Source organism: uncultured Comamonas sp., from assembly GCF_964277875.1.
GTDB lineage: Bacteria > Pseudomonadota > Gammaproteobacteria > Burkholderiales > Burkholderiaceae_C > Comamonas > Comamonas sediminis.
Genome location: NZ_CAXYJV010000025.1, coordinates 53,023 through 77,121, shown reverse-complemented (window position 1 = coordinate 77,121; position 24,099 = coordinate 53,023). Strand labels below are relative to the sequence as shown.

General features: G+C 62.8%; 21 protein-coding genes. 17 read left to right on the top strand and 4 right to left on the bottom strand.

Annotation, left to right across the window (positions count from 1 at the left end):
• The first annotated feature begins 56 nt into the window (after positions 1 to 56).
• The 4 genes from carB to ACHWUQ_RS09560 all read left to right on the top strand — a co-directional run bounded on the left by carB (position 57) and on the right by ACHWUQ_RS09560 (position 5,343).
• A complete protein-coding gene (gene carB / locus ACHWUQ_RS09575) occupies positions 57 to 3,305 on the top strand; it encodes a carbamoyl-phosphate synthase large subunit (RefSeq protein WP_239811608.1) in 3,249 nt (1,082 codons plus the stop codon).
• Positions 3,306 to 3,485: 180 nt separating this feature from the next.
• On the top strand, positions 3,486 to 3,962 hold the full coding sequence (greA, locus tag ACHWUQ_RS09570) for a transcription elongation factor GreA (RefSeq protein ID WP_027010824.1): 477 nt from the start codon (positions 3,486 to 3,488) through the stop codon (positions 3,960 to 3,962).
• A 30-nt stretch (positions 3,963 to 3,992) separates the two neighbouring features.
• Positions 3,993 to 4,412: a DUF4149 domain-containing protein gene (locus ACHWUQ_RS09565; RefSeq protein WP_239811609.1), complete on the top strand. Its 420-nt coding sequence runs from the start codon at positions 3,993 to 3,995 to the stop codon at positions 4,410 to 4,412.
• 46 nt (positions 4,413 to 4,458) lie between these two features.
• Entirely contained in the window at positions 4,459 to 5,343 is an 885-nt protein-coding gene (locus ACHWUQ_RS09560; RefSeq protein ID WP_239811610.1) for a Kdo hydroxylase family protein, read from the top strand.
• Positions 5,344 to 5,429: 86 nt separating this feature from the next.
• Here ACHWUQ_RS09560 and ACHWUQ_RS09555 read toward each other — a convergent pair whose 3' ends face one another.
• A complete protein-coding gene (locus ACHWUQ_RS09555; RefSeq protein ID WP_239811611.1) occupies positions 5,430 to 6,149 on the bottom strand; it encodes a glycosyltransferase in 720 nt (239 codons plus the stop codon).
• Positions 6,150 to 6,174: 25 nt separating this feature from the next.
• Complete coding sequence (locus ACHWUQ_RS09550; protein ID WP_021026578.1) at positions 6,175 to 6,648, bottom strand: YhbY family RNA-binding protein; 474 nt, start codon at positions 6,646 to 6,648, stop codon at positions 6,175 to 6,177.
• 32 nt (positions 6,649 to 6,680) lie between these two features.
• On the opposite strand from ACHWUQ_RS09550, the gene ACHWUQ_RS09545 reads away from it, so the two are divergent.
• The 6 genes from ACHWUQ_RS09545 (at position 6,681) to ACHWUQ_RS09520 (ending at position 14,015) form a co-directional block, all read left to right on the top strand.
• Positions 6,681 to 7,349 carry an RlmE family RNA methyltransferase gene (locus ACHWUQ_RS09545; protein ID WP_239811612.1) on the top strand — a complete coding sequence of 223 codons (669 nt, stop codon included), beginning with the start codon at positions 6,681 to 6,683 and terminating at the stop codon, positions 7,347 to 7,349.
• A gap of 189 nt (positions 7,350 to 7,538) precedes the next feature.
• The gene (gene ftsH / locus ACHWUQ_RS09540; protein WP_239811613.1) at positions 7,539 to 9,461 is read left to right on the top strand and encodes an ATP-dependent zinc metalloprotease FtsH; all 1,923 of its coding nucleotides are present in this window, start codon (positions 7,539 to 7,541) and stop codon (positions 9,459 to 9,461) included.
• A 66-nt stretch (positions 9,462 to 9,527) separates the two neighbouring features.
• The gene (gene folP / locus ACHWUQ_RS09535; RefSeq protein WP_394680991.1) at positions 9,528 to 10,385 is read left to right on the top strand and encodes a dihydropteroate synthase; all 858 of its coding nucleotides are present in this window, start codon (positions 9,528 to 9,530) and stop codon (positions 10,383 to 10,385) included.
• Positions 10,386 to 10,492: 107 nt separating this feature from the next.
• On the top strand, positions 10,493 to 11,827 hold the full coding sequence (gene glmM, locus ACHWUQ_RS09530) for a phosphoglucosamine mutase (protein ID WP_312408695.1): 1,335 nt from the start codon (positions 10,493 to 10,495) through the stop codon (positions 11,825 to 11,827).
• Positions 11,828 to 12,092: 265 nt separating this feature from the next.
• Positions 12,093 to 12,845: a GNAT family N-acetyltransferase gene (locus tag ACHWUQ_RS09525; RefSeq protein ID WP_394680998.1), complete on the top strand. Its 753-nt coding sequence runs from the start codon at positions 12,093 to 12,095 to the stop codon at positions 12,843 to 12,845.
• A gap of 195 nt (positions 12,846 to 13,040) precedes the next feature.
• Positions 13,041 to 14,015 carry a 2-hydroxyacid dehydrogenase gene (locus ACHWUQ_RS09520; protein ID WP_394680990.1) on the top strand — a complete coding sequence of 325 codons (975 nt, stop codon included), beginning with the start codon at positions 13,041 to 13,043 and terminating at the stop codon, positions 14,013 to 14,015.
• Positions 14,016 to 14,061: 46 nt separating this feature from the next.
• Here ACHWUQ_RS09520 and ACHWUQ_RS09515 read toward each other — a convergent pair whose 3' ends face one another.
• Positions 14,062 to 15,570, bottom strand: a complete 1,509-nt coding sequence (locus tag ACHWUQ_RS09515; RefSeq protein ID WP_239812675.1) for a Ppx/GppA phosphatase family protein — start codon at positions 15,568 to 15,570, stop codon at positions 14,062 to 14,064.
• A 416-nt stretch (positions 15,571 to 15,986) separates the two neighbouring features.
• Between ACHWUQ_RS09515 and pstS the strand changes: the two genes are divergently transcribed.
• From pstS to phoR, 7 genes are all read left to right on the top strand, one after another.
• On the top strand, positions 15,987 to 17,024 hold the full coding sequence (gene pstS / locus ACHWUQ_RS09510) for a phosphate ABC transporter substrate-binding protein PstS (RefSeq protein ID WP_394680989.1): 1,038 nt from the start codon (positions 15,987 to 15,989) through the stop codon (positions 17,022 to 17,024).
• Positions 17,025 to 17,138: 114 nt separating this feature from the next.
• A complete protein-coding gene (pstC, locus tag ACHWUQ_RS09505; protein ID WP_312524869.1) occupies positions 17,139 to 18,110 on the top strand; it encodes a phosphate ABC transporter permease subunit PstC in 972 nt (323 codons plus the stop codon).
• A complete protein-coding gene (gene pstA / locus ACHWUQ_RS09500) occupies positions 18,107 to 18,988 on the top strand; it encodes a phosphate ABC transporter permease PstA (protein WP_239811618.1) in 882 nt (293 codons plus the stop codon). The genes pstC and pstA overlap by 4 nt, the downstream gene beginning before the upstream one ends.
• A gap of 19 nt (positions 18,989 to 19,007) precedes the next feature.
• A complete protein-coding gene (gene pstB, locus ACHWUQ_RS09495) occupies positions 19,008 to 19,799 on the top strand; it encodes a phosphate ABC transporter ATP-binding protein PstB (RefSeq protein WP_239811619.1) in 792 nt (263 codons plus the stop codon).
• Between the two features lie 43 nt (positions 19,800 to 19,842).
• Positions 19,843 to 20,544, top strand: coding sequence for a phosphate signaling complex protein PhoU (gene phoU, locus ACHWUQ_RS09490; protein WP_239811620.1), 702 nt, complete (start codon positions 19,843 to 19,845; stop codon positions 20,542 to 20,544).
• A gap of 10 nt (positions 20,545 to 20,554) precedes the next feature.
• Entirely contained in the window at positions 20,555 to 21,262 is a 708-nt protein-coding gene (phoB, locus tag ACHWUQ_RS09485) for a phosphate regulon transcriptional regulator PhoB (RefSeq protein WP_021026591.1), read from the top strand.
• Positions 21,263 to 21,367: 105 nt separating this feature from the next.
• Positions 21,368 to 22,717: a phosphate regulon sensor histidine kinase PhoR gene (gene phoR / locus ACHWUQ_RS09480; protein ID WP_394680988.1), complete on the top strand. Its 1,350-nt coding sequence runs from the start codon at positions 21,368 to 21,370 to the stop codon at positions 22,715 to 22,717.
• On the opposite strand, the gene ACHWUQ_RS09475 is transcribed toward phoR, so the two are convergent.
• A complete protein-coding gene (locus ACHWUQ_RS09475; protein WP_312455252.1) occupies positions 22,714 to 24,093 on the bottom strand; it encodes an MATE family efflux transporter in 1,380 nt (459 codons plus the stop codon). The genes phoR and ACHWUQ_RS09475 overlap by 4 nt on opposite strands.
• Between the last annotated feature and the right edge of the window lie 6 nt (positions 24,094 to 24,099).

Genomic DNA, 24,099 nt, shown 5'->3' with positions numbered 1-24,099 from the left:
CTCGGCGGCTGCCCACGGTGCAGCCAGCCAGCGCGCGCGACTGCAAGGCGAGCCTCATGTCTAAACGCACCGATCTCAAAAGCATTCTCATCATTGGCGCCGGCCCGATCATCATCGGCCAGGCCTGCGAATTCGACTACTCCGGCGTGCAAGCCTGCAAGGCGCTGCGCGAGGAGGGCTACAAGGTCATCCTGATCAACAGCAACCCTGCGACGATCATGACCGACCCGGCCACAGCCGATGTCACCTATATCGAGCCCATCACCTGGCAGACGGTCGAGAAGATCATCGCCAAGGAGCGTCCCGATGCGATCCTGCCCACCATGGGTGGCCAGACCGCGCTGAACTGCGCGCTGGATCTGTGGAAGAACGGCGTGCTCGACAAGTACAAGGTCGAGCTGATCGGCGCGAAGCCCGAAGCCATTGACAAGGCCGAAGACCGCCTCAAGTTCAAGGACGCGATGACCAAGATCGGGCTGGGCTCGGCCCGCTCGGGTATCGCACACAGCATGGACGAGGCCTGGGATGTACAACGCCAGGTGGGCTTCCCCACCGTGATCCGCCCCAGCTTCACCCTGGGCGGCACCGGCGGCGGTATTGCCTACAACCCCGAAGAATTCGAAGTCATCTGCAAGCGCGGTCTGGAGGCGTCGCCGACCAACGAGCTGCTGATCGAGGAATCGCTGCTGGGCTGGAAAGAGTACGAGATGGAAGTGGTGCGCGACACCGCCGACAACTGCATCATCGTCTGCTCGATCGAGAACCTGGACCCGATGGGCGTGCACACCGGTGACTCGATCACCGTGGCCCCTGCGCAGACCCTGACCGACAAGGAATACCAGATCCTGCGCAATGCCTCGCTGGCCGTGCTGCGCGAGATCGGTGTGGACACCGGTGGCTCCAACGTGCAGTTCTCGATCAACCCCAAGGATGGCCGCATGGTCGTCATCGAGATGAACCCGCGCGTCTCGCGCTCGTCGGCGCTGGCCTCCAAGGCCACGGGCTTCCCGATTGCCAAGATCGCTGCCAAGCTGGCTGTGGGTTTCACCCTCGACGAGCTGAAGAACGACATCACCGGTGGCAAGACCCCCGCGTCGTTCGAGCCGACCATCGACTACGTGGTCACGAAGATTCCGCGTTTTGCGTTCGAGAAGTTCCCGACCGCCGACAACCGCCTGACCACGCAGATGAAGTCCGTGGGCGAAGTGATGGCCATGGGCCGTACCTTCCAGGAGTCGTTCCAGAAAGCGCTGCGCGGCCTGGAAGTGGGCGTGGACGGCATGAACGAAAAGACCCAGGACCGCGAGATCCTGGAAAAGGAACTGGGCGAGCCCGGTCCCGACCGCATCTGGTATGTGGGTGATGCGTTTGCGGCCGGCTGGTCGCTGGACGAAGTGCACAACATCACCAAGATCGACAAGTGGTTCCTGGTGCAGATCGAAGAGATCGTCAAGCTGGAACTGGCACTGGACAAGCACACCGAAGCCCAGGGCGATGACAAGGCGCTGGCCGCGCTGTCGGCCGACGATCTGCGCAGCCTCAAGCAAAAGGGCTTCTCGGACCGCCGTCTGGCCAAGCTGCTGCACACGACAGACAAGGCCGTGCGCGAAGCGCGCCATGCGCTGAATGTGCGCCCGGTGTTCAAGCGCGTCGATACCTGCGCGGCCGAGTTCTCGACCAACACGGCCTACATGTACTCGACCTACGACGAAGAGTGCGAAGCCCAGCCCAGCGACAAGAAGAAGATCATGGTGCTCGGCGGCGGCCCCAACCGCATCGGCCAGGGCATCGAGTTCGACTACTGCTGCGTGCATGCCGCGCTTGCGATGCGCGAGGATGGTTATGAAACCATCATGGTCAACTGCAACCCCGAAACCGTATCGACCGACTACGACACCTCGGACCGCCTGTACTTCGAGCCCGTGACCCTGGAAGACGTGCTGGAAATCGTCGCCGTCGAAAAGCCCGTCGGCGTGATCGTGCAGTACGGTGGCCAGACCCCGCTGAAGCTGGCGCTGGCGCTGGAAGAGGCTGGTGTGCCGATCGTCGGCACCACCCCCGACATGATCGACGCGGCCGAAGACCGTGAGCGTTTCCAGCAGATGCTGCAGACCTTGAACCTGCGCCAACCACCGAACGCCACCGCGCGTACCGAGACGCAGGCGATGGAACACGCCCGCGAGCTGGGCTACCCGCTGGTGGTGCGTCCCAGCTATGTGCTGGGTGGCCGCGCGATGGAGATCGTGCACGAGGAGCGCGACCTGGAGCGCTACATGCGCGAGGCGGTCAAGGTCTCCAACGATTCGCCGGTGCTGCTGGACCACTTCCTGTCCAACGCGATCGAGTGCGATGTGGACTGCGTGCGTGACCGCACCGGCAAGGTCTTCATCGGCGGCGTGATGGAGCACATCGAGCAAGCGGGCGTGCACTCCGGTGACTCGGCCTGCTCGCTGCCCCCTTACTACCTGAGCAAGGCGACGGTGGACGAGATCAAGCGCCAGACCGCAGCGATGGCCGAAGGCCTGAACGTGGTGGGCCTGATGAACGTGCAGTTCGCGATCCAGGAGCGCGACGGCAAGGACATCATCTATGTGCTGGAAGTGAACCCGCGTGCTTCGCGTACCGTGCCTTTTGTCTCCAAGGCCACCGGCATCCAGCTGGCCAAGGTCGCGGCACGTTGCATGGTCGGCGATACGCTCGAAGAGCAGGGCATCACCGAAGAGGTGACCCCGCCTTACTTCAGCGTCAAGGAGGCCGTGTTCCCGTTCGTCAAGTTCCCTGGTGTGGACACCATCCTCGGCCCCGAGATGAAGTCCACCGGTGAAGTGATGGGGGTGGGCAAGACCTTTGGCGAAGCCTATGTGAAGAGCCAGCTGGGTGCAGGCACCAAGCTGCCGCGTTCGGGCAAGGTGTTCCTGACCGTGAAGAACGCCGACAAGCCACGCGCCGTGCAGATTGCCAAGGAACTGGCGAGCATGGGCTTCCAGCTCTGCGCCACCCGTGGCACGGCCGCTGCGATTGCCGATGCCGGTATCGAGGTGCAGACGGTCAACAAGGTGACCGAGGGCCGCCCGCACATCGTGGACATGATCAAGAACAATGAAATTGCGATGGTCATCAACACCGTGGAAGAGCGCCGCAACGCGATTGCCGACTCCCGGGCCATCCGTACCAGCGCCTTGCTGGCCCGGGTGACCACGTTCACGACCATCTTTGGTGCCGAGGCGGCGGTCGAAGGCCTGCGCAACATGGATGATCTGGAGGTGTACTCGGTGCAGGAGCTGCACGCCAGCCTGCAGCGCTGATCGCAGCGCCGTTCGCCGATTTTTGTTGCCAGGCTCAAAAATCGGCATAATAGAGACTGCCTCGCAACCGCCGCGCTCCCCAGCGCGGCGGTTTGCTTTTGAACCCCCGCCGCTTAGCAGGCGGATGTCTACCAGATGCCAGCCACAGTGCTGGCATCTTGACTGTTTGTGGAGACCGAGATGGCCACTATCCCCATTACCAAGCGCGGTGCAGAAAAGCTCAAGGAAGAGTTGCAACGCCTCAAGACCGTGGACCGCCCAGGCGTCATTGCGGCCATTGCGGAAGCCCGCTCGCATGGCGATCTGAGCGAAAACGCCGAATACGATGCGGCCAAAGACCGCCAGGGCTTTATTGAAGGCCGCATCCAGGAAGTGGAGGCCAAGCTGTCGGCCGCCCAGATCATTGACCCCTCGCAGCTCGATGCGGGCGGCAAGGTGGTGTTTGGCGCCACGGTGGACCTGGCCGATGAGGACAGCGGCGACCCGGTGACCTACCAGATCGTGGGCGAAGACGAGGCCGATCTCAAGCAAGGTCTGATCAACGTCTCCAGCCCCATTGCACGCGCACTGATCGGCAAGGAAGAGGGCGACACCGCCGTCGTTCAAGCCCCCGGTGGCGAGCGCCGCTACGAAGTCGTGGCCGTGCGCTACCTCTAAAGCCATCGGCCACTGCGTACCGAGCCCGCGATGAAACACCGCCTGCCTGTTTTCGCTGCCGCGCTGTGGTGGGGCAGTCTGTCGGCCATTGGCTTCATGGCCGTGCCGATGCTGTTTGCCAACCTGCCGCAGGCATCGATGGCGGGCTTCATGGCTGCCAAGCTGTTTGCGGCGCAGACCTGGGTGTCGCTGGCCTGTGGTCTGGTGCTGCTGGTGCTGGCCAAGGACAAGGCCAGCAACACCATCCAGCCCTGGGCCCGTGCGGCTTTGGGCTTTGTGCTGGCGGGCATGCTGATGGCGCTGGTCGTGCAATACGGCATATCGCCCAAGATCGTGCAGCGCGAGAACCTTAAGCTCTGGCACGGCCTGGGCACCTTGCTGTATGCACTGCAGTGGCTGTGTGCGGCGCTGGTGCTGTGGCGGACATCCGCACCCGCACCACGGGCTTGATCTGGCCCAAGGCGATCGCCCGCCGCCGCGCTACACTGGGTGTGCCATGCAATCTCCCATCGTTTCCATAGACGCCAATGACTGGCGCAACACACCGGGCCGTCCGGAATGGACGGCCGCCGTGGAATCCGGCAAGGTGCTGTATTTCCCCCAACTCGCGTTTGCACTCTCCGACCAGGAAAAGACGCTGCTGCGCCCCGATGTGCGCGATCCCAAGTCGCGCAACATCAGCCTGAATGTGGATGGCAGCATCAAGGGTGTTGCCGGAGACGCGGCCACGCAGGCGGCCGTTGCGGCCATGGTTACGCGCTTTCGTGCGCAGGCGACCGCGCTGATTGCCGGCCTGTTCCCCGACTACATGCCGCTGGTGCGCATGGCCCCCACGAGCTACCGTCCCTCGCAGGTGGAGACCCGTGCCCAGTCTTGGCGTGCTGACGACAAGCGCATGCATGTGGACGCCTTTCCGTCGCGGCCCAACTACGGCGAGCGTATCCTGCGCGTGTTCAGCAATGTGAACCCCGATGGCCAGCCCCGCGTCTGGCGCGTGGGCGAGCCTTTCGAGGATGTGGCGCGCAAGTTTCTGCCCCGTGCCAAGCCATATGTGGCATGGCAGGCCAAGGCGCTGGCCCTGCTGCATGTGACCAAGTCGCTGCGCAGCGAGTATGACCACCTGATGCTGCAGCTGCACGATGGCATGAAAGGCGACATGGACTACCAGCGCAATGCGCCGCAGGAGACCGTGCCCTTTGCCGCCGGCTCCAGCTGGGTCTGCTTCTCGGACCAGGCGGTGCATGCCGTCATGTCGGGCCAGTACATGCTGGAGCAGACTTTCTTCCTGCCTCCGGGCAAGGAGTACAACCCGGATGCGAGCCCGCTGGCGATCTTGACGCGCATGCAAGGCCATGCGCTGGTGGCGGCGGACCAGCGCTGATCCTGCTGAACCAAAGCCCATGGCGGGCCACAAAAAAGGCGTTGATCACAGAGATCAACGCCTTTGGTGGTTAGGGGTAGGCTGGTTCAGCCCCAGGCCTTTTCAATCCAGCGGGCTGGCTGGATATGGTGGAAGCGCTTGTTGCGCAGGCCTTGCAAGGCATCGGGCGGGTTGACCTCCCCATGGAAGATGACGATGCGCGCATCGGCAGGCGGTACCGGCTCTTTCCAGTAGTTGCTCGGCCAGGTGGGGATGCAGTAGTACTTGAAGCTCGGGCACCAGGCGGCAGGCCAGTAATCGAGCTTGCCCTGCTGGTGCAAAAAGTGCGACAGGTACTCCTGCTCATTGCGGTACTGGGCGCGCAGCTGCTCGGTGTTGGCGCGGAAGTTGGCCAGCACATCGGCGTGAGCGCCCAAGGTAAAGCGGTAGACCGAGGAGTTGCCGACAATGCGTTTGCCAAAGCGCCAAAAACGCGGGTAGTCGTGGATGATGCGAAATTCACCTGGCAGGGTAAAGAACTCGTCCAGGCTGCCGACGATCACCACATCCAGGTCCAGGAACAGCGCCTGGCCTTGGAGGCCATACAGATCCTGCTCGAAGGTGGTGAGCTTTTTCCAGGCCCCATCGCGCTGGCCGGGGGCCAGCTGGATGTTCAGGTCCGGAATCGGGTGGCATTCCACTTCGCTGCGAATCCCTTGCGTGTCGTCGGTCAGGCAGACAAAGCGAAAATCGCCACTCAGATGGCGGCGAACCATGGCGTACAGCCGATTGACATAGTCGGGGCCATATTTGGTACCCCATTTCATGCAAAGGATGTGGCGATCGGTCACACTAGCTGCCCTGCTGCTTTTTGATCGACTTTTGCTTGGGTTTGGCGCGCTTGACCTGGCCGCCGGCCGTCAGGCGCTGGTTGCCAAGGATGCGGATCTGCTTGACCTCGGGCTTTTGCCAGACGTTCTTGCTGAACTTGAGCACCTTGACTTCGCGTGGACCGGCCTTGCGGTCTTCATCGAGTTGCTTTTCCTTCTCGGGCATTGGGCGCCACAGCACCAGCAGCTTGCCGATGTGCTGAATAGGCGCTGCATTGAGCGAGTCGGTCAGCTTCAGGAAGATGGCCTCGCGGTTGGCGCGGTCATCGGAGAAAACACGGATCTTGATCAGGCCATGGGCATTCAGGGCCAGGTCGACCTCTTTTTCGACGGCTTCGGTCAAGCCGTCACCGCCAATCAGAACCACGGGGTCAAGGTGGTGGGCTTCGGCGCGGTGCTCGCGACGTTGGGCGGGAGTAAGTTGTATTTGGGGCATAGCCCGTATTATCGGGGCTCCCGGGAGAAAACATGAAAGTTAGTACTAAAACCAAGAAGGTCAACAAGACTTGGCTCAATCAGCACATCAATGACCCCTATGTGCGGGCAGCGCAAAAAGACGGCTACCGCGCCCGTGCGGTCTACAAGCTCAAGGAAATCGACGAGCACTTCAAGCTGATCCGGCCGGGTGATGTGGTGGTCGATCTGGGCTCCACGCCGGGCGCCTGGAGCCAGTACGTGCGCCGCCGCCTCTCGCCCGAGGGCGCTGCCGTGGGTGAGCTCAACGGCGCCATCATTGGGCTGGACATGCTGCCGATGGAGCCCATCGAAGGTGTGGATTTCATCCTGGGCGATTTTCGCGAGCAGGAAGTGCTGGACCAGCTGGAGGCGACGCTGGCCAAGCGCCGCGTCGATGTGGTGATCTCGGACATGGCGCCCAATCTGTCGGGCGTGGAAAACGTGGACGCCGCCCGCATTGCCCACCTGATCGAGCTGGCCGTGGACTTTACCTGCCAGCATATGAAGCCCGAGGGCACCTTGGTGGTCAAGCTGTTCCATGGCAGTGGCTACTCGCAACTGGTGGATTTGTTCAAGCAGACCTTCCAGGTCGTCAAACCTTACAAACCCAAGGCCTCGCGTGACAAATCCTCGGAAACGTATTTGATCGGCATCCGTCTCAAACCCGAGGCGCAGCGTTGAGCCGGATGCGGCAGCGCCCGAGACGGGATGTTTTGAGGTTGCTTAAACACTGAGACAATAGGCTTACTGAGCAATCCTGCGTGCCACCAAGGGGATAGCGCAAGCATTTACCCTTGAAAGTCCTAAAATAGTGCATATCTGACACAGCAGATTCTGTGTCTTTTCTGATTTCCTACTACTGGAGCCCCCTTGAACAATCAGTGGTTTTCTAAGATCGCCGTATGGCTTGTCATTGCCATGGTGCTGTTCACCGTGTTCAAGCAATTGGACAACCGTGCAGGCGCCAGCGCGAACAAGATCCCGTATTCCGAGTTTTTGCAAGACGTCCGCAATGGCCGCATCAAGACCGCGACCCTGCAGGAGAGCCCTGCCGGCACGGTGATCACGGCGACGACCGGTGACGATCGCAAGCTCCAGACCACGGCGACCTACATGGACCGTGGCCTGGTTGGCGACCTGATCAACAACAACGTCAAGTTCGACGTGAAGGAGCGCGAAGAGGGCTCGCTGCTGATGAGCCTGCTGATCAGCTGGGGCCCGATGCTGCTGCTGATTGGGGTCTGGGTCTACTTCATGCGCCAGATGCAAGGCGGTGGCAAGGGCGGAGCGTTCAGTTTTGGCAAGTCCAAGGCGCGCATGCTCGACGAGAACAACAACAGCGTCACCTTTGCCGATGTGGCCGGTTGCGACGAGGCCAAGGAAGAAGTCAAGGAAGTCGTCGATTTCCTGAAGGACCCCAACAAGTTCCAGAAGCTGGGCGGCCGCATTCCCCGTGGTCTGCTGCTGGTCGGCCCTCCCGGTACCGGCAAGACCTTGCTGGCCAAGTCCATTGCTGGCGAAGCGAAGGTGCCGTTCTTCTCGATCTCCGGCTCCGACTTCGTGGAAATGTTCGTCGGCGTCGGTGCTGCCCGTGTGCGTGACATGTTCGAGAACGCCAAGAAGAATGCGCCTTGCATCATCTTCATCGATGAAATCGACGCCGTCGGCCGCCAGCGTGGCGCCGGCATGGGCGGCGGCAATGACGAGCGCGAGCAGACCTTGAACCAGATGCTGGTCGAGATGGATGGTTTCGAGACCAACATGGGCGTGATCGTGGTGGCTGCCACCAACCGTCCCGACATCCTCGATGCCGCCTTGCTGCGTCCCGGCCGTTTTGACCGCCAGGTCTATGTGACCCTGCCTGATGTGCGTGGCCGCGAACAGATCCTGAACGTGCACATGCGCAAGATCCCCGTGGGCCAGGATGTGAACCCCAACATCATCGCCCGTGGCACGCCCGGCATGTCCGGTGCCGATCTGGCCAACCTGTGCAACGAAGCTGCGCTGATGGCGGCCCGACGCAATGCACGCACGGTGGAGATGCAGGATTTCGAAAAGGCTAAGGACAAGATTTTCATGGGCCCGGAGCGCAAGTCTGCGGTGATGGACCCCGAAGAGCTGAAGAACACGGCCTACCACGAAGCCGGCCATGCGCTGATCGGCAAGCTGCTGCCCAAGTGCGATCCGGTGCACAAGGTCACCATCGTGCCGCGTGGCCGTGCGCTGGGCGTGACGTTCACCCTGCCTGAGAAGGACCGCTACGGTTACGACAAGGAATGGGCGCTGAGCCGTATCGCCATGCTGTTTGGCGGCCGGATTGCCGAAGAAGTGTTCATGAACCAGATGACCACGGGTGCATCGGACGACTTCAACAAGGCCACCCAGCTGGCACGTGACATGGTCACCCGCTACGGCATGACCGATGCGCTGGGCCCAATGGTCTATGCGGAGCAGGAAGGCGAGCCTTTCCTGGGCCGTTCGATGAGCAAGCCGAGCAACATCAGCGAAGAGACGATGCAGAAGGTGGATGCCGAAGTGCGCCGCATCATCGACGAGCAGTACAGCCTGGCACGTAAACTGATCGAAGAGCACAGCGACAAGATGCATGCGATGGCCAAGGCCATGCTGGAGTGGGAAACCATCGACGCCGAGCAGCTGGACGACATCATGGCTGGCAAGGCGCCCCGTCCTCCGAAGGACTGGACGCCACGCAACCCCCCGTCGAGCAGCAATGACGGCGGCGCAGGCGGCAGCCCCACGGTGGTGACCGAGCCTGCACACAACGCCGTCTGACCGCGATAGACAGCACCGAAAAGCGCTCTCACCGAGCGCTTTTTTTATTGACACAAGGACCTTCTGATGCGCCACTGGCAAACCACCCGCTTTCGTATCGATCTGACCCAGCCGCAGGTGATGGGCATCGTCAATGTCACGCCGGATTCGTTCTCGGATGGCGGCAGCCACGAGGGCGTCTCTGCCGCAATGATCCATGCGGAAAAGCTGCTGGCCGATGGCGCACATATTCTGGATATCGGCGGTGAATCGACCCGCCCTGGCAGCCCTGCGGTGCCGCTGGAGGAAGAGTTGCGCCGGGTGCTGCCGGTGGTGAAGGCGGCCGTGGCCCTGCAAGTGCCGGTCTCCGTCGATACCTACAAGCCCGAGGTGATGCAGGCGGTGCTGGACCTGGGCGCCGACATCATCAATGACATCTGGGCGCTGCGCCAGCCAGGCGCGCAGGCCGTGGTGGCCCGCCATGCGCAGTGCGGCGTCTGCCTGATGCACATGCATGCCAACCCCCAGACCATGCATCAGCAGCACATGGCGCAGGAGGGTGATGTGACGGCCGAGGTGCTGGACTTTTTGCACACCCATACCCGCAGCCTGGAGGCACTGGGCGTGCAGGCCGAGCGCATCGTCTGGGATGCCGGCACCGGATTTGGCAAAAGCCCGGGCCAGAACTTTGCGTTGCTGCAGCAGCAGCCGCGCCTGGCTGCGGCGGGCTACCCGCTGCTGGCAGGCTGGTCGCGCAAGGGGTCGCTGGGCAAGGTGACGGGGCGTGTGGTGGGCGAGCGCATGCCCGCCAGCATTGCGGCCGCGCTGTTGTCCGTGGAGCATGGCGCCGCCATTGTGCGCGTCCATGACGTGCGCGAGACCTGCGATGCGCTGGCCGTGCTACAGGCCATGCGCGCACCGCATGCGCTCGATGCACAGGGCTGACCCGGTTTGCAGATGACACAGTGGGCCAGCCGCTACACTGCTAAGCGCCATGCACCGCCGATGGCACCGTTTGACTTTCTCCCTCGCCCTCCACAACAAAGAACACTATGGCACGACAGTATTTTGGAACCGATGGCATCCGTGGCACGGTAGGCAAGCCGCCGATCACCCCTGATTTTGTATTGCGCCTGGGCCATGCGGTGGGCCGGGTGCTGCGCCGCGAGCAAGAGCGGCCCACCGTACTGATTGGCAAGGACACCCGCATCTCGGGCTATATGCTCGAAAGCGCGCTGGAGTCGGGTCTCAATTCGGCCGGCGTCGATGTGGTGCTGCTGGGGCCTTTACCGACCCCCGGCGTGGCCTACCTGACACGCGCCCAGCGCGCCAGCCTGGGTGTCGTCATCAGCGCCAGCCACAACCCCTTTGACGACAACGGCATCAAGTTCTTCAGCGCCGAAGGCGCCAAGCTGCCCGACAGCTGGGAAGAGTCGGTGGAAGCTGCGCTGATGGAGGGTTTTGACTGGGTGCCTTCGGCAGCGCTGGGCAAGGCCCGCCGTCTGGATGATGCGCCTGGCCGCTACATCGAGTTCTGCAAGAGCACCTTTGACCACCGACTGACCTTGCGCGGGCTGAAGATCGTCGTCGATGCCGCGCACGGCGCCGCCTACCACATTGCCCCCAAGGTGTTCCACGAGCTGGGAGCGGAGGTCATCACCATCGGCTGCCATCCCGATGGCCTCAACATCAACCACGATGTCGGGGCAACCCACCCCGATGCACTGGTGCGCTCGGTGCGCTCCAATGGCGCCGATCTGGGGGTGGCACTGGATGGCGATGCCGACCGGTTGCAACTGGTCGATGCCAAGGGGCGGCTGTACAACGGCGACGAGCTGCTGTATCTGATGGCGATGGACCGTCTGCGCCGTGGCAAGAAGGTACCAGGCGTAGTAGGCACCTTGATGACCAACCTGGCGGTCGAGGCAGCGTTGCAAAAGCAAGGCGTGGAGCTGGTGCGTGCCAAGGTGGGTGACCGCTATGTGCTCGAAGAGCTGCAGCGCCGCAACTGGGTGCTGGGCGGTGAGAGTTCGGGCCACCTGCTGGCGCTGGACAAGCACACCACCGGCGACGGCCTCGTCAGTGCATTGCAGGTGCTGCAGGCCTGTGTGAGCCGCAACCAGAGCGTGGCCGAGCAGCTCGACGGTGTGAGCCTGTGCCCCCAGGTGCTGCTCAATGTGCGCTTGCAGCCGGGGCAGGACTGGCGCCGCAACACCCAGCTGGCCGAGCTGGAGCGCAGCATCACCGCCGATTTTGCCGGTCAGGGCCGGGTGCTGATCCGCCCCAGTGGCACCGAGCCGCTGCTGCGGGTGATGGTGGAGGCTTTTGATGCGGCCCGGGCCAGCCGCTGCGCCGAGCAGCTGGCAGAAGTGGCACGGCAGTCCTGAGCCCTGTTGGGCGAAGGGCCCAGTGGTGTGCAGTTGTGACATTTTTAATAAATGTGTAATGCACTGAACATCTTGCTGTCATGTGTGGATATGACACTGAAGTCGCTCTGTATCAGCCCGTAAGCACAGGCCCCGCAAGGAGGCCGGTCAGCATCGCCGGGCGGCAGGGCGCTACAGGAGCTCTGCCATGCACAACAAACACAGCTTTTTCAGCGCATCCGAGACCGCCCTTGTCACGACCCCGGCGCCCCCGCAGCAGGCGCCCATGCCGGTGCCCGCTGCGGCACCCCAGCCACTGGAGATCGAGGTTTCCTGGGCCTGCCACCTCGACGAGGTGCGCGAAGCCCAGCGCCTGCGCCACCAGATCTTTGCCGGCGAGATGGGGGCGCAGTTGCAAACCAGCCTGGAAGGCCATGATGTAGACGCCTTTGACGACTACTGCGAACACCTGCTGGTGCGCCAATGCGAGAGCAGGCAGGTGATCGGCACCTACCGCCTGCTGACGCCCGCCCAGGCGCTGCGCGCCGGCCGCACCTATTCAGACGGCGAGTTTGACCTCAGCGCCATTGATGCATTGCGCCCGCGCATGGTCGAGTTGGGCCGCAGCTGCGTGCATCCGGACTACCGCCAGGGCGGCGTGATCATGGCGCTGTGGGGTGCACTGGCCAGCTTCATGCTGCGCAACAAGCTCGATGTGATGATGGGCTGCGCCAGCATTCCGATGTGGCACAACGGCATTGTCAGCGGTGACGCCGCCGCCAGCATCTGGCGCCAGCTGCTGGTCAAGGGTCAGATTTCGAGCGAGTACCGTGTGGTGCCACACCTGCCGCTGCCGCTGGAGCAGCTCAACGACCGGGTGGATGTCGAGCCGCCAGCGTTGATCAAAGGCTACCTGCGGGTGGGCACCGAGGTGATTGGCGCCCCTGCCTGGGATCCGGACTTCAACACCGCCGATCTGCCGATGCTGATGCAGCTGGACCGCCTGCCTCCACGCTACCGCAAACACTTCCTGGGTTGATGGCGGCAGCCGCTTGCGGGCGCTCCCAAGCCTGTGGCACCGGACGCCTGGTGCAAGTGATGGTTCACGTTGTGGGGCCATACCACGGTGGCAACGTAGGCCTACTGACGCGATGTAAATAAGCCTAGTGGAAAGTCCTCATAATCAAAACACTGCTGGTGGTACAGGCAGTGTTTTTTGCTATCCAAAGGACTTATGGTGAGCTCTCTCTCGCAATCCCCACAATCGCCGATTACCTTGCTGGTATTCAATCCCATGGCTGAGCCGCTGCTCGAGCAGATCTGTGCGCATGCCCAGGTGGTGTATGCGCCAACGCCCGAACTGCGTGCCAGCGCGGTGGCTTCGCACGGCAGCCAGGCGCAGGCAGTGCTGACCATTGGCTCGATTGGGCTCACGGCCGAAGAGATCGCCCAGATGCCCCAACTGCGCCTGGCCTGCACCTTGGGGGCGGGCTACGAAGGGCTGGCGCTGGATGCGCTGCGCGCGCGCGGCATTGTGCTGGCGACCGGGGCGGGCACCAATGACACCAGTGTGGCCGACCACAGCTTTGGTCTGATCCTGGCATCGGTGCGCAATTTCCGCACATTGGACCAGCAAGCCCGTGCCGGTGTGGACCGCTACAGCCTGGCCCATCCGCCCAGCGTGTCGGGCAAGAAGCTGGGGATTTTGGGTCTGGGCCATATTGGGCTGAAGATCGCCAGGCGGGCCGAAGGTTTTGACATGCCGGTGGGCTACCACAACCGCCAGCCCAAGGCGGGCGTGGCCCACCACTATTTCGACTCGCTCCATGCGCTGGCCAGCTGGGCGGATATCCTGGTCTGCGCCACGCCGGGCGGCCCCGGCACCAAGCATCTGGTCAATGCCCAGATTCTGCAGGCGCTGGGCCCCAACGGTTACCTGATCAATATTGCGCGTGGCTCGGTGGTCGACACGCTGGCACTGGCTGCCGCCTTGAAGGACGGCACCATCGCAGGCGCCGGCATCGATGTGTACGAAAGCGAGCCGCACCGCCCTGAGCCGCTGGTCGATCTGCCCAATATCCTCATCACGCCCCATGTGGCCGGCTGGTCACCCGAGGCCACCCAGGCGAGCCTGGAGCAGTTCATCGGCAACCTGACCGGGGTGTTCTCCGGCAAAGGCGCCGTAGCGCCTGTCGACCTGGGTGCTTGAGCGGCAAAAACACCCGGGCCGTTGCCGGCCTGGGTGTACAGCGCATTTATTTGGCGGCGATGCCCAGCGCCTGCTTGAACTGGAAGGCGTACGGCGTCTTCTGCCAGGCCAGCACTTCCTCCTCCAGCAGATAGGCCGATTGGGGGAACTGCTCGGCCCAGCCGGCGGCCACCTTGAGCGACCATTTTTCGGTCTTGTCGCGCAGACAAACCTGGTCGAGCGCCGGGTCGCGGCGTGCATGGCACAGCAGGGTGGCCAGGCGCAGACACAGCAACTCCAACGCAAAATCGCGGTCCTGCAGAAAGGCCTCGACCTTGCGCAGCTTGCCGTGTTGGGCCAGCACCAGCGCTGCCAGATGGGACAGCTCGGTCTGCGTAAAGCCGGGCACATCGCTGTGGCCCAGCACATAGGCGCCGTGGTGGTGGTAGTCGGTATGGGAGATCAGGCAACCGATCTCATGGAGCTGGCTGGCCCAGTCCAGCATCGGCGATTGCAGCTCGGCCGGCTCGGTCGCACCTGCGTAGCGGCGCGCCTGTTCGTACAAGGCTGCCGCAGTGCGCTGCACGCGGCCTGCCTGCGTGCGGTCCACCTGGTAGCGTTCCTTGAGCGCGGCAATCGTGCGGTGGCGGATATCGCTGAACTCCTCGTGCTGCACCATGTCGCGCAGCAGGCCCTGGCGCAGCGCGCCGCTGGCGATGCGCAGCTCCTGGATCTGCAGCAGGTCAAACACCGCGCAAAGCACGGTCACGCCGCCGCCAATAACTGCACGGCGCTCTTCCTTGAGGCCTTCCAGCCGCAGCTGGCTGGCGTTGCCCGCTGCCAACAATTGCTCGCACAGCCAGTGCAACTGCTCGCGCGTCACCACATCGGGGTGGCCGCCGTACAGTGCAAGCACATCGGCAATGGCGTTGGCGGTGCCCGAGGTGCCATAGGCGCTGTCCCAACTGCCGGGCACAAAATGGTGGGCTGCTTCTTCCATGACGGCCTGGGCCGCAATCTGCGCGGTCTTCAGCGCTGATTTGCTGAACTCGCCTTGCGGAAAATAGCGCAGCGACCAGGCGACGCTGCCGACCGGAAACGAGGCGACACGCTGCGAGGTATAGCGCTGGCCCAGAATCAGCTCGGTGGAGCGGCCACCAATGTCGACGACCAGACGCCGCTCGTCGGACGGAGGCAGGGAATGGGCCGCGCCCTGGTAGATCAGGCGCGCCTCCTCGGGCCCGGAGATGATGCTGATCGGGTAACCCAGAATCTGGTTGGCGCGCTGGATGAAGACGTCGCTGTTGCGCGCCTCACGCAAGGTCTGCGTGGCTACGGCGCGCACATGTGCGGCCGGAAAGCCGGCCAGCCGCTCGGCAAAGCGCGCCAGGCAGTCCCAGCCGCGCTGCATTGCTTCGGCGGTCAACATGCCTTGCTCATCCAGCCCGGCGCCCTGGCGTACCATTTCCTTGAAATACTGCACGCGTTCTATATGGCCCGCCGCATAGCGGCCCACTTCGAGGCGGAAACTATTGGATCCCAGATCCACGGCGGCAAGCAAGGTGCCATCAAGCATAAGTGTCGTCATCTATCGGTTCTGCAGTCCAGGCAGGCAGCATAGCACCAGGGGACCGTCTGCAAGGCCTGCCATGGTCCGAACGAGGCCTCGGGCGATTCGCTGCATTGTCTTTCTTGCCCATAGTTCACGATGGACTGCAAAAGGCGGCTTGCGTCTCATCCCGATCCGCGTCCATCCCGCTAGGCGATGGCTGTGTACGGGATCCCTCGGCTCCTGTACCTGCGTTGTACAGCGGCATGCTGACAAAACTTAAAAGTAAGTCTTTCGCGTGACTCTAATATGACAATCCTGTGCGGCGTTGTTGTGTGACATCGACCTCCGTACGAGGCAAAGATGACGAAAAATGTCATATCAATGTCACATACCTTTTTTACAGTTCACTCCATTGCGTTTCATCACCAACAGGAGTTTTCATGAAAGTGTCCGCGATTCGAGTGCTGGTTGCCGGTCTGGTTGCCGCCGGTGCATTTGCCCAGGTTCACGCCCAGGAGGCTACCGGTGCCGGCGCAAGCTTCCCAGCGCCCCTGTATTCCAAGTGGGCCGCTGACTACAACAAGGCCACGGGCGTCAAGATCAACTACCAATCGGTGGGTTCGAGCGCAGGCATCAAGCAGATCGATGCCAAGACGGTGGATTTTGGTGCCTCCGACATGCCTTTGAAGGACGAAGAGCTGGCACAAAAGGGTCTGGTGCAGTTCCCCACCGTGATCGGCGGCATTGTGCCCGTGGTCAACATCAAGGGCATTGCGCCCGGTCAGCTCAAGCTCAACGGCCAGGTGCTGGGCGACATCTACCTGGGCAAGATCACCAAGTGGAATGACCCAGCGATCACCACGCTGAACCCAGGCGTGGCTCTGCCAGACGCCACCATCGCTCCCGTGCGCCGTGCTGACGGCTCGGGCACGACCTTTGGCTTCACCAACTACCTGTCCAAGGTCAACACGGAGTGGAAGGAAAAAGTGGGTGAGGGTGCTGCCGTGAACTGGCCTACCGGTGCCGGTGGCAAGGGCAACGAAGGCGTGGCCGCGTATGTGGGCCGCCTGCCCAACTCCATCGGCTATGTCGAGTACGCCTACGTCAAGCAAAACAAGATGGTGTTCGCCCAGCTGCAAAACGCCGACGGCCACTTTGTCAGCCCGGAAAGCGCCAACTTCAAGGCCGCTGCTGCCGGTGCGGACTGGAACAAGAGCTTCTACCAGATCCTGAACAACCAGCCTGGCAAGGATGCATGGCCCATCACCTCGGCGACCTTCATCCTGATGCGCAAGCTGCAGGAAAAGCCAGCCCAGGGCACCACCTCGCTGAAGTTCTTCGAGTGGGCCTACACCTCCGGTGACGGCACGGCGGACGGCCTGGATTACGTGCCAATGCCTGCCAGCGTCAAGGACATCATCTACAAGTCCTGGGGCGAGATCAAGGACGCCAGCGGCAAGGCTGTGTTCTCGAAGTAAGTCGAAAATAGGAGGGGCCGCTCGGGTAGCGGCCCTTTCCCACACTGAATGGAATCACAAGTGTCGACATCCTTTCCTGTTCAAAACAAAACGGTTGCCGCCGGCAAAGCGCAGATGCAATCGAGCCAACCTCCATCGCGCAAGCCATGGCTTTCCAACTCCGTCGCTGACGGCTTTTTTGCGTTCCTGGCACGCGGTGCAGCGGTGCTGACCCTGGGTCTGCTGCTGGCCATCATGGTCTCGCTGGTCGTCGGCGCCTGGCCAGCCATCCGCGAATACGGCATCGGATTTTTCTTCAGCAGTGAATGGGATCCTGTCCAGAACCGCTATGGCGGTCTGGTGATGATCTACGGCACCTTGGCCACCTCGTTTATCGCGCTGCTGATTGCAGTGCCTGTCAGCTTTGGCATTGCGCTGTTCCTGACCGAGCTGTCGCCCGTCTGGCTCAAGCGCCCGCTGGGTACCGCCATTGAACTGCTCGCTGCCGTGCCATCGATCGTCTACGGCATGTGGGGTTTGATGGTGTTTGGCCCCTTGCTGGCCACCTATGTGCAGCAGCCGCTGCAAAACCTGTTTCAAGGCGTTCCTTACCTGGAAGCCTTTTTCTCCGGCCCGCCGGTCGGTATCGGTATTTTCTCGGCCGGTGTCATCCTGGCCATCATGGTCATCCCCTTCATTGCATCGGTGATGCGCGATGTGTTCGAGGTCACCCCTGCGCTGCTCAAGGAGTCGGCCTATGGCCTGGGCTCGACCACCTGGGAAGTGATGTGGAAGGTCGTGCTGCCCTACACCAAGACCGGTGTGTTCGGTGGCGTGATGCTGGGCCTGGGCCGCGCGCTGGGCGAGACCATGGCCGTCACGTTCGTGATCGGCAACATGAACCAGCTCAACTCGCTGTCGGTCTTCGAAGCTGCCAACAGCATCACCTCGGCCCTGGCCAACGAGTTCGCCGAGGCCGGTGAAGGCCTGCACCAGGCATCGCTGATCTACCTGGGCCTGGCGCTGTTCTTCATTACATTCATCGTGCTGGCATGCTCCAAACTGCTGCTGAGCCGCCTGCAAAAGAACGAAGGAGCCCGCGCATGACCACCGGAGAAAGCTTGATCCAGGCCTCGGACCTGGCCGCCCAGCGCGCCGCCAAGTACCGCGTGCGCAACCGCGTCAACAAGATCGCCATCGCGCTGTCGCTGGCAGCCATGGCCTTCGGTGTGTTCTGGCTGGTTTGGATTTTGTGGGAAACCCTGCGCCTGGGCGTGGGCGGGCTGAGTGTGGCACTGCTCACCCAGATGACGCCTGCCCCCAATGAAATCGGCGGTATCGCCAACGCCATCTGGGGCTCGCTGGTGATGGTGACCTTGGCCACCTTCGTCGGCACGCCGATCGGCGTGATGGCCGGTATCTACCTGGCCGAGTACAACAAGACCGGCTGGCTCGCGTCGGTGACGCGCTTTGTCAACGACATTCTGCTGTCGGCGCCGTCCATCGTGATCGGTCTGTTTGTCTACACGATGATCGTCATCCGCTTCAAGAGCTTCTCCGGTTATGCCGGCGTGGTGGCGTTGGCGCTGATCGTGATTCCGGTGGTCATCCGCACCACCGAGAACATGCTGATCCTCGTGCCATCGAGCTTGCGCGAAGCCGCCTACGCACTCGGTACGCCGAAGTGGAAGGTCATCAGCATGGTGACCCTGCGTGCAGCCCGCGCAGGGGTGATCACCGGTGTGCTGCTGGCCGTGGCCCGCATCGCCGGTGAAACCGCTCCGCTGCTGTTCACCGCCCTGAACAACCAGTTCTGGAACACCGACTTGTCCAAGCCGATGGCGAGCCTGCCGGTCACCATCTTCAAGTTTGCGATGAGCCCTTATGAAAACTGGCAGCAACTGGCCTGGGCAGGCGTCTTCCTGATCACGCTGGCCGTGCTGGGTCTGAACATTCTTGCGCGCAGCATGGCGCGCCAAAAATAAGCATTCACAGGTGAACCCTATGTTGACGAAAACCAATGCGGCAAATGCCAGTGCACTGAACTCCAAGATCTCGGTGCGGGACCTGAACTTCTACTACGGCAAGTTCCACGCGCTCAAGAACATCAACCTGGAAATCCCGGAAAACAAGGTGACGGCCTTCATCGGCCCATCGGGCTGCGGCAAGTCGACCTTGCTGCGCACCTTCAACCGCATGTTCGAGCTCTACCCCGAGCAGCGCGCCGAAGGCCAGATCGTGCTGGATGGCGAGAACCTGCTGACCAGCAAGCAGGATGTGGCGCTGATCCGCGCCAAGGTGGGCATGGTCTTCCAAAAGCCCACGCCGTTCCCGATGTCCATCTACGACAACATCGCCTTTGGCGTGAAGCTGTTCGAAGACCTGGGCAAGAGCGACATGGAAGAGCGCGTGGAGTGGGCGCTGCGCAAGGCCGCACTGTGGACCGAGGTCAAGGACAAGCTGGGTCAAAGCGGATCGGGCCTGTCCGGTGGCCAGCAGCAGCGTCTGTGCATTGCCCGCGGCATTGCGATCAAGCCCGAGGTGCTGCTGCTTGACGAGCCCTGCTCGGCGCTCGATCCGATCTCGACCGCGAAGGTCGAGGAGCTGATTGCCGAGCTCAAGGACGACTACACCGTAGTGATCGTGACCCACAACATGCAGCAAGCCGCGCGTTGCAGCGACTTCACGGCCTACATGTACCTGGGCAGCCTGATGGAGTTCGGTGCGACCGAACAGATGTTCTTCAAGCCCCAGCGCAAGGAGACCGAAGACTACATCACCGGTCGCTTCGGCTGAGCCGGCGCGGTGATGCCAACCCCAACAACGAAAAGGGCCTGATATGACAGAAAAGCACCTCTCATCGCAGTTCGACAGCGAGCTCAACAGCATCTCCTCACGTGTGATGGAACTGGGCGGTCTGGTCGAGTCCCAGATCCAGCAGGCCATCTATGCGCTGTCGCAGTTCAGCACCGAGGCCGTCGCACGGGTGGAAGAGCAGGAAAAGCGCGTCAACCAGCTGGAAGTGGACATCGACTACGAACTGTCGACGATCATTGCGCGCCGCCAGCCCACGGCCCGCGACCTGCGCCTGCTGATCGCGTTTTCCAAGGCCACGGCCAATCTCGAGCGCATGGGCGACGAAGCCCACAAGATGGCGCGCATGGTGGGATCCATCATCGACAGCGGTGCGGCCCGCTCGCTGCCGACGTCGGACCTGCGCGTGGCCGCCGAGCTGGCTTCGGGCCTGCTGCGCAAGACCTTGGACGCCTTTGCCCGCCTGGACACGGCAGCGGCCGTATCGATCCTCAAGGAGGACGACCTGATCGATGCCGAGTTCGATGGCTTTGTGCGCAAGCTGATCACCTACATGATGGAAGATCCGCGCAAGATCTCCCCGAGCCTGGACCTGCTGTTCCTGGCCAAGGCCATCGAGCGCATCGGTGACCACTCCAAGAATGTGGCCGAGCTCATCATCTACCTGGTCAAGGGCATTGATGTGCGCCACACCACGATGGACGAAATTGAATCGAGTGTTTTGTAAAGCCTGAGTTATGAAAAAACTGCCACGCGTACTCATTGTCGAAGACGAGCCCGCGATTGCCGAGCTGATCGCGGTGAACCTGCGGCACAACGGCTGCCTGCCCATCTGGGCAGAGGATGGTGATGCTGCACAGCGCGAACTGGACGCGGTGCTGCCCGATGTGATCTTGCTGGACTGGATGCTGCCGGGCCAAAGCGGCCTGTCGCTGGCGCGCAAATGGCGTGCCGATGCGCGCGTCAAGGGCATTCCTATCATCATGCTGACAGCGCGCGGCGATGAGCCCGACAAGATTGCCGGTCTCGATGCCGGTGCCGATGACTACATCACCAAGCCGTTCTCCACGCAGGAGTTGTTGGCCCGCATCCGTGCGGTGCTGCGCCGGCGCATTCCCGAGCAGGTCAACGACAGTGTGACGATTGGCGAGTTGGTGCTGGATGCGGCCACGCACCGCGTGACCTTCCAGGGTGAGCTGCTGAAGCTGGGGCCCACCGAGTTCAAGCTGCTGCACTTTCTGATGAAGCATGCCGAGCGTGTCCACTCGCGTTCGCAGTTGCTGGACAAGGTCTGGGGCGACCATGTGTTCATCGAGGAGCGCACCGTGGACGTCCACGTCAAGCGGCTGCGTGAGGCCCTGGGGGCTGCCAATGTGATGGTGGAGACCGTGCGCGGTGCCGGCTACCGTATCACCGGCCAGCCCCAGGCGCTGCAGCGCGCATAGCCTTGCACCGTGCCGGCGATGCGGAGATACTGCCGCATCCGGGCACCTGGGGTTTCGTAGGCTGCGCTGGTCGCAGCTTTTTTTGTTTTTGAGCGTTAGGCTTGCATGCTGTTTCGCATTGTCAGTTTTTTGGTGTTTCAGGCCCTGGGCGCGGCGCTGGGGTGGTGGCTGGGCCAGCTGCAGGGCGCGCTGTTACTGGCCATCATTGGCGCATGGTGCTGGTTCCTGATCGATATGTGGCGGGCCAACAAGGTGGTGGGCTGGCTGCGGCATGGGGATGTGGATGCGGCGCCCCAGTTGCTGGGCCAGTGGGGCGAGGCGGCTGACCGGGCGCGCCGGCTGGTGCGCCAGCTGCAGAAGAACGAGGCGCAGGCCGATGACCGGCTGCACCAGGTGCTGACGGCCATCCAGGCGTCACCCAACGGCGTGGTGCTGCTCGATGAGCACAGCCATATCGAATGGTGCAACCAGACTGCATGCGACCACTTTGGCTTCAACCTGGAGCGTGACCACATGCAGGTGATTACCAACCTGGTGCGCGCGCCGGAATTCATCGGCTATTTCAACGCCAACAATTTCAGCAAGGATGTGGTGATGGTCAGCCCGGTCGTGCGTGCTGCCAGCCCGATGCGCATTTCGGTGCAGATGTTTCCCTACGGCGGCAACCGCAAGCTGCTGCTGTCGCGCGATGTCACCTCGCTGGAGCTGGCCGATGCGATGCGGCGTGACTTCGTGGCCAATGTATCGCATGAAATACGCACGCCGCTGACCGTGCTGACCGGCTTCATCGAGACCCTGCAGACCCTGCCGCTGAGCGCCGAAGAGCGCACCCAGTATCTGGGCTTGATGTCCAACCAGGCCCACCGCATGCAGGGGCTCGTGGTCGATCTGCTGACCCTGTCGCGCCTGGAAGGCAATCCGCCCCCCAGCCTCAACGAATGGGTCAGCGTCGGCAGCCTGCTCAAGCGCTGTGAGGAAGACGCCCATGGTCTGGCACGCATGATTGCCAAAGAGGGCGACAAGCCTTTGCAACTGTTCTTTCCAGATGCGAACGCGGAGGCGGGTGACTATGAGTTGGCAGGCGCGGGCAACGAGCTGCAAAGCGCGCTGTCCAACCTGGTCAACAACGCCGTGCGCTACACGCCGGCGGGTGGAGAGATCCGGGTGCAGTTCAGCCGCCAGCCCGATGGCTCGGGCCGGGTCAGCGTCACCGACACCGGCCCTGGCATCGCGCCCGAGCATATCCCGCGCCTGACCGAGCGTTTCTACCGCCTGGACCGCAGCCGCTCGCGCGACACCGGCGGTACCGGCCTGGGCCTGGCGATTGTCAAGCATGTGCTGCAGCGCCATGGCGCGCAGCTGCAGATCCGCAGCACGATCGGCAAGGGTTCGGAATTCAGCGTGGTGTTTCCGCCGTCGCGCGTGCGCAAGCAGCTCGCAGAAGAGCTGGTTTAACGGCCCTGGCGCACCGCGCGAGCGGTCACCCGGTGCAGCAGGACCAGGAAGCAGGCCGCAGCCAGCATCAGCGCACTGGCAGCGCACATCCAGAAGGCGATCGGCGAACCCATCGCCGCGTGGCCGGCGATGCCGTGGTAGGCCAGCTGAAAGCCGCCCCACAGCCCTACACCCCAGAGCAGGCTGCAGTACACCAGCAAAGGGGTGACGGTGATGCGGTAGCTGCGCAGCACAAAGATCGACACCGTCTGGCTGGCATCGGCCAGGTGGTAGAGGCTGACCCAGCCCAGCAGGCCCAGCGCAATGGCGGCCACCTCTGGCGTTGCGGTGTAGATCGGCACGATCCAGCCCTTGGTCAGCCAGACCAGCAGTGCCAGCGTAGCCGCCAAGCCCATGGCGCTGAACAGGCCCAGAAACACCACCTGGCGCGCCCGCGCCTCATCGCCGGCGCCGCGCCAGTAGCTGGCGCGCGCGCTGGTCGCAATGGCCAGCGACAGCGGCACCATGTACATCAGCGCGGTGACATTGGCGGCAATCTGGTGCGCGGCCGATGAGGCTGTGCCCATGCGCGCCACGTAGAGCGCCATCAGGGTGAACGAGGTGATCTCGACGAGGATCGACAGGCTGGCGGGCACGCCCAATTGCGCAAACTGCGCCAAGGTGGGCCAGTGCGGCCGCTCCAGGCGGCGCCAGATATCGGCCGGTGCATAGACGGACTGGCTGCGCAGCAACCACCAGCCCAGCGCGCAGAGCAGAAAATTGACCACAAAGGTGGCCCAGGCGCAGCCCAGCACGCCCATTGGCGCCAGGCCCAGGCCACCAAAGGTGAACCAGACGGACAGCGGCAGCTTGACGAGCAAGGACATGGCCTGCAGCCAGGTGACCATCTTGGGCTTGCCCAGCGACTGGCTCAGCGTGCTGAAGATGCGGAACAGCAGCGCTGCCGGCAGGCTCCAGCCGATGATGGCCAGGTAGCTCCGGACCAGCGATTGCAGCTCTTGCGGCACCTCGGTCCAGCGCAGGATCGGTGCGGGGTTGAACAGCACGGCCCAGCCCAGCAAGGTGGCGGCCAGGCAGATGTAGAGCGACTGGCGCAGCGAGGCGCCAATCTCGGCATGGCGGCGCGCACCGTGCATCTCCGACCAGATCGGCATCAGCGCCTGCAGCAGGCCCATCAGCGAGACGTAGACCGTCACAAAGATGGCCGAGCCCACCGACAGTGCCGCCAGCGAGGCCTCGGCATGGCGGCCGGCGACGATGGTGTCGACGACGCCAAAGCCCATCACGGCAATCTGGCCGACAAACACCGTCCCCGCATGCTTGGCCAGCACCCGCATATCGCGGCCTGCCAGCAGGCGCGTCCAACTCTCCCGCATGCGCAC

Excerpts from the sequence above, each read along its gene's own strand:
- carB (WP_239811608.1), top strand. The coding sequence starts at position 57 with ATGTCTAAACGCACCGATCTCAAAAGCATTCTCATCATTGGCGCCGGC.
- greA (WP_027010824.1), top strand. The coding sequence starts at position 3,486 with ATGGCCACTATCCCCATTACCAAGCGCGGTGCAGAAAAGCTCAAGGAA.
- ACHWUQ_RS09565 (WP_239811609.1), top strand. The coding sequence starts at position 3,993 with ATGAAACACCGCCTGCCTGTTTTCGCTGCCGCGCTGTGGTGGGGCAGT.
- ACHWUQ_RS09560 (WP_239811610.1), top strand. The coding sequence starts at position 4,459 with ATGCAATCTCCCATCGTTTCCATAGACGCCAATGACTGGCGCAACACA.
- ACHWUQ_RS09555 (WP_239811611.1), bottom strand. The coding sequence starts at position 6,149 with ATGAAATGGGGTACCAAATATGGCCCCGACTATGTCAATCGGCTGTAC.
- ACHWUQ_RS09550 (WP_021026578.1), bottom strand. The coding sequence starts at position 6,648 with ATGCCCCAAATACAACTTACTCCCGCCCAACGTCGCGAGCACCGCGCC.
- ACHWUQ_RS09545 (WP_239811612.1), top strand. The coding sequence starts at position 6,681 with ATGAAAGTTAGTACTAAAACCAAGAAGGTCAACAAGACTTGGCTCAAT.
- folP (WP_394680991.1), top strand. The coding sequence starts at position 9,528 with ATGCGCCACTGGCAAACCACCCGCTTTCGTATCGATCTGACCCAGCCG.
- glmM (WP_312408695.1), top strand. The coding sequence starts at position 10,493 with ATGGCACGACAGTATTTTGGAACCGATGGCATCCGTGGCACGGTAGGC.
- ACHWUQ_RS09525 (WP_394680998.1), top strand. The coding sequence starts at position 12,093 with ATGCCGGTGCCCGCTGCGGCACCCCAGCCACTGGAGATCGAGGTTTCC.
- ACHWUQ_RS09520 (WP_394680990.1), top strand. The coding sequence starts at position 13,041 with ATGGTGAGCTCTCTCTCGCAATCCCCACAATCGCCGATTACCTTGCTG.
- ACHWUQ_RS09515 (WP_239812675.1), bottom strand. The coding sequence starts at position 15,570 with ATGCTTGATGGCACCTTGCTTGCCGCCGTGGATCTGGGATCCAATAGT.
- pstS (WP_394680989.1), top strand. The coding sequence starts at position 15,987 with ATGAAAGTGTCCGCGATTCGAGTGCTGGTTGCCGGTCTGGTTGCCGCC.
- pstC (WP_312524869.1), top strand. The coding sequence starts at position 17,139 with ATGCAATCGAGCCAACCTCCATCGCGCAAGCCATGGCTTTCCAACTCC.
- pstA (WP_239811618.1), top strand. The coding sequence starts at position 18,107 with ATGACCACCGGAGAAAGCTTGATCCAGGCCTCGGACCTGGCCGCCCAG.
- pstB (WP_239811619.1), top strand. The coding sequence starts at position 19,008 with ATGTTGACGAAAACCAATGCGGCAAATGCCAGTGCACTGAACTCCAAG.
- phoU (WP_239811620.1), top strand. The coding sequence starts at position 19,843 with ATGACAGAAAAGCACCTCTCATCGCAGTTCGACAGCGAGCTCAACAGC.
- phoB (WP_021026591.1), top strand. The coding sequence starts at position 20,555 with ATGAAAAAACTGCCACGCGTACTCATTGTCGAAGACGAGCCCGCGATT.
- phoR (WP_394680988.1), top strand. The coding sequence starts at position 21,368 with ATGCTGTTTCGCATTGTCAGTTTTTTGGTGTTTCAGGCCCTGGGCGCG.
- ACHWUQ_RS09475 (WP_312455252.1), bottom strand. The coding sequence starts at position 24,093 with ATGCGGGAGAGTTGGACGCGCCTGCTGGCAGGCCGCGATATGCGGGTG.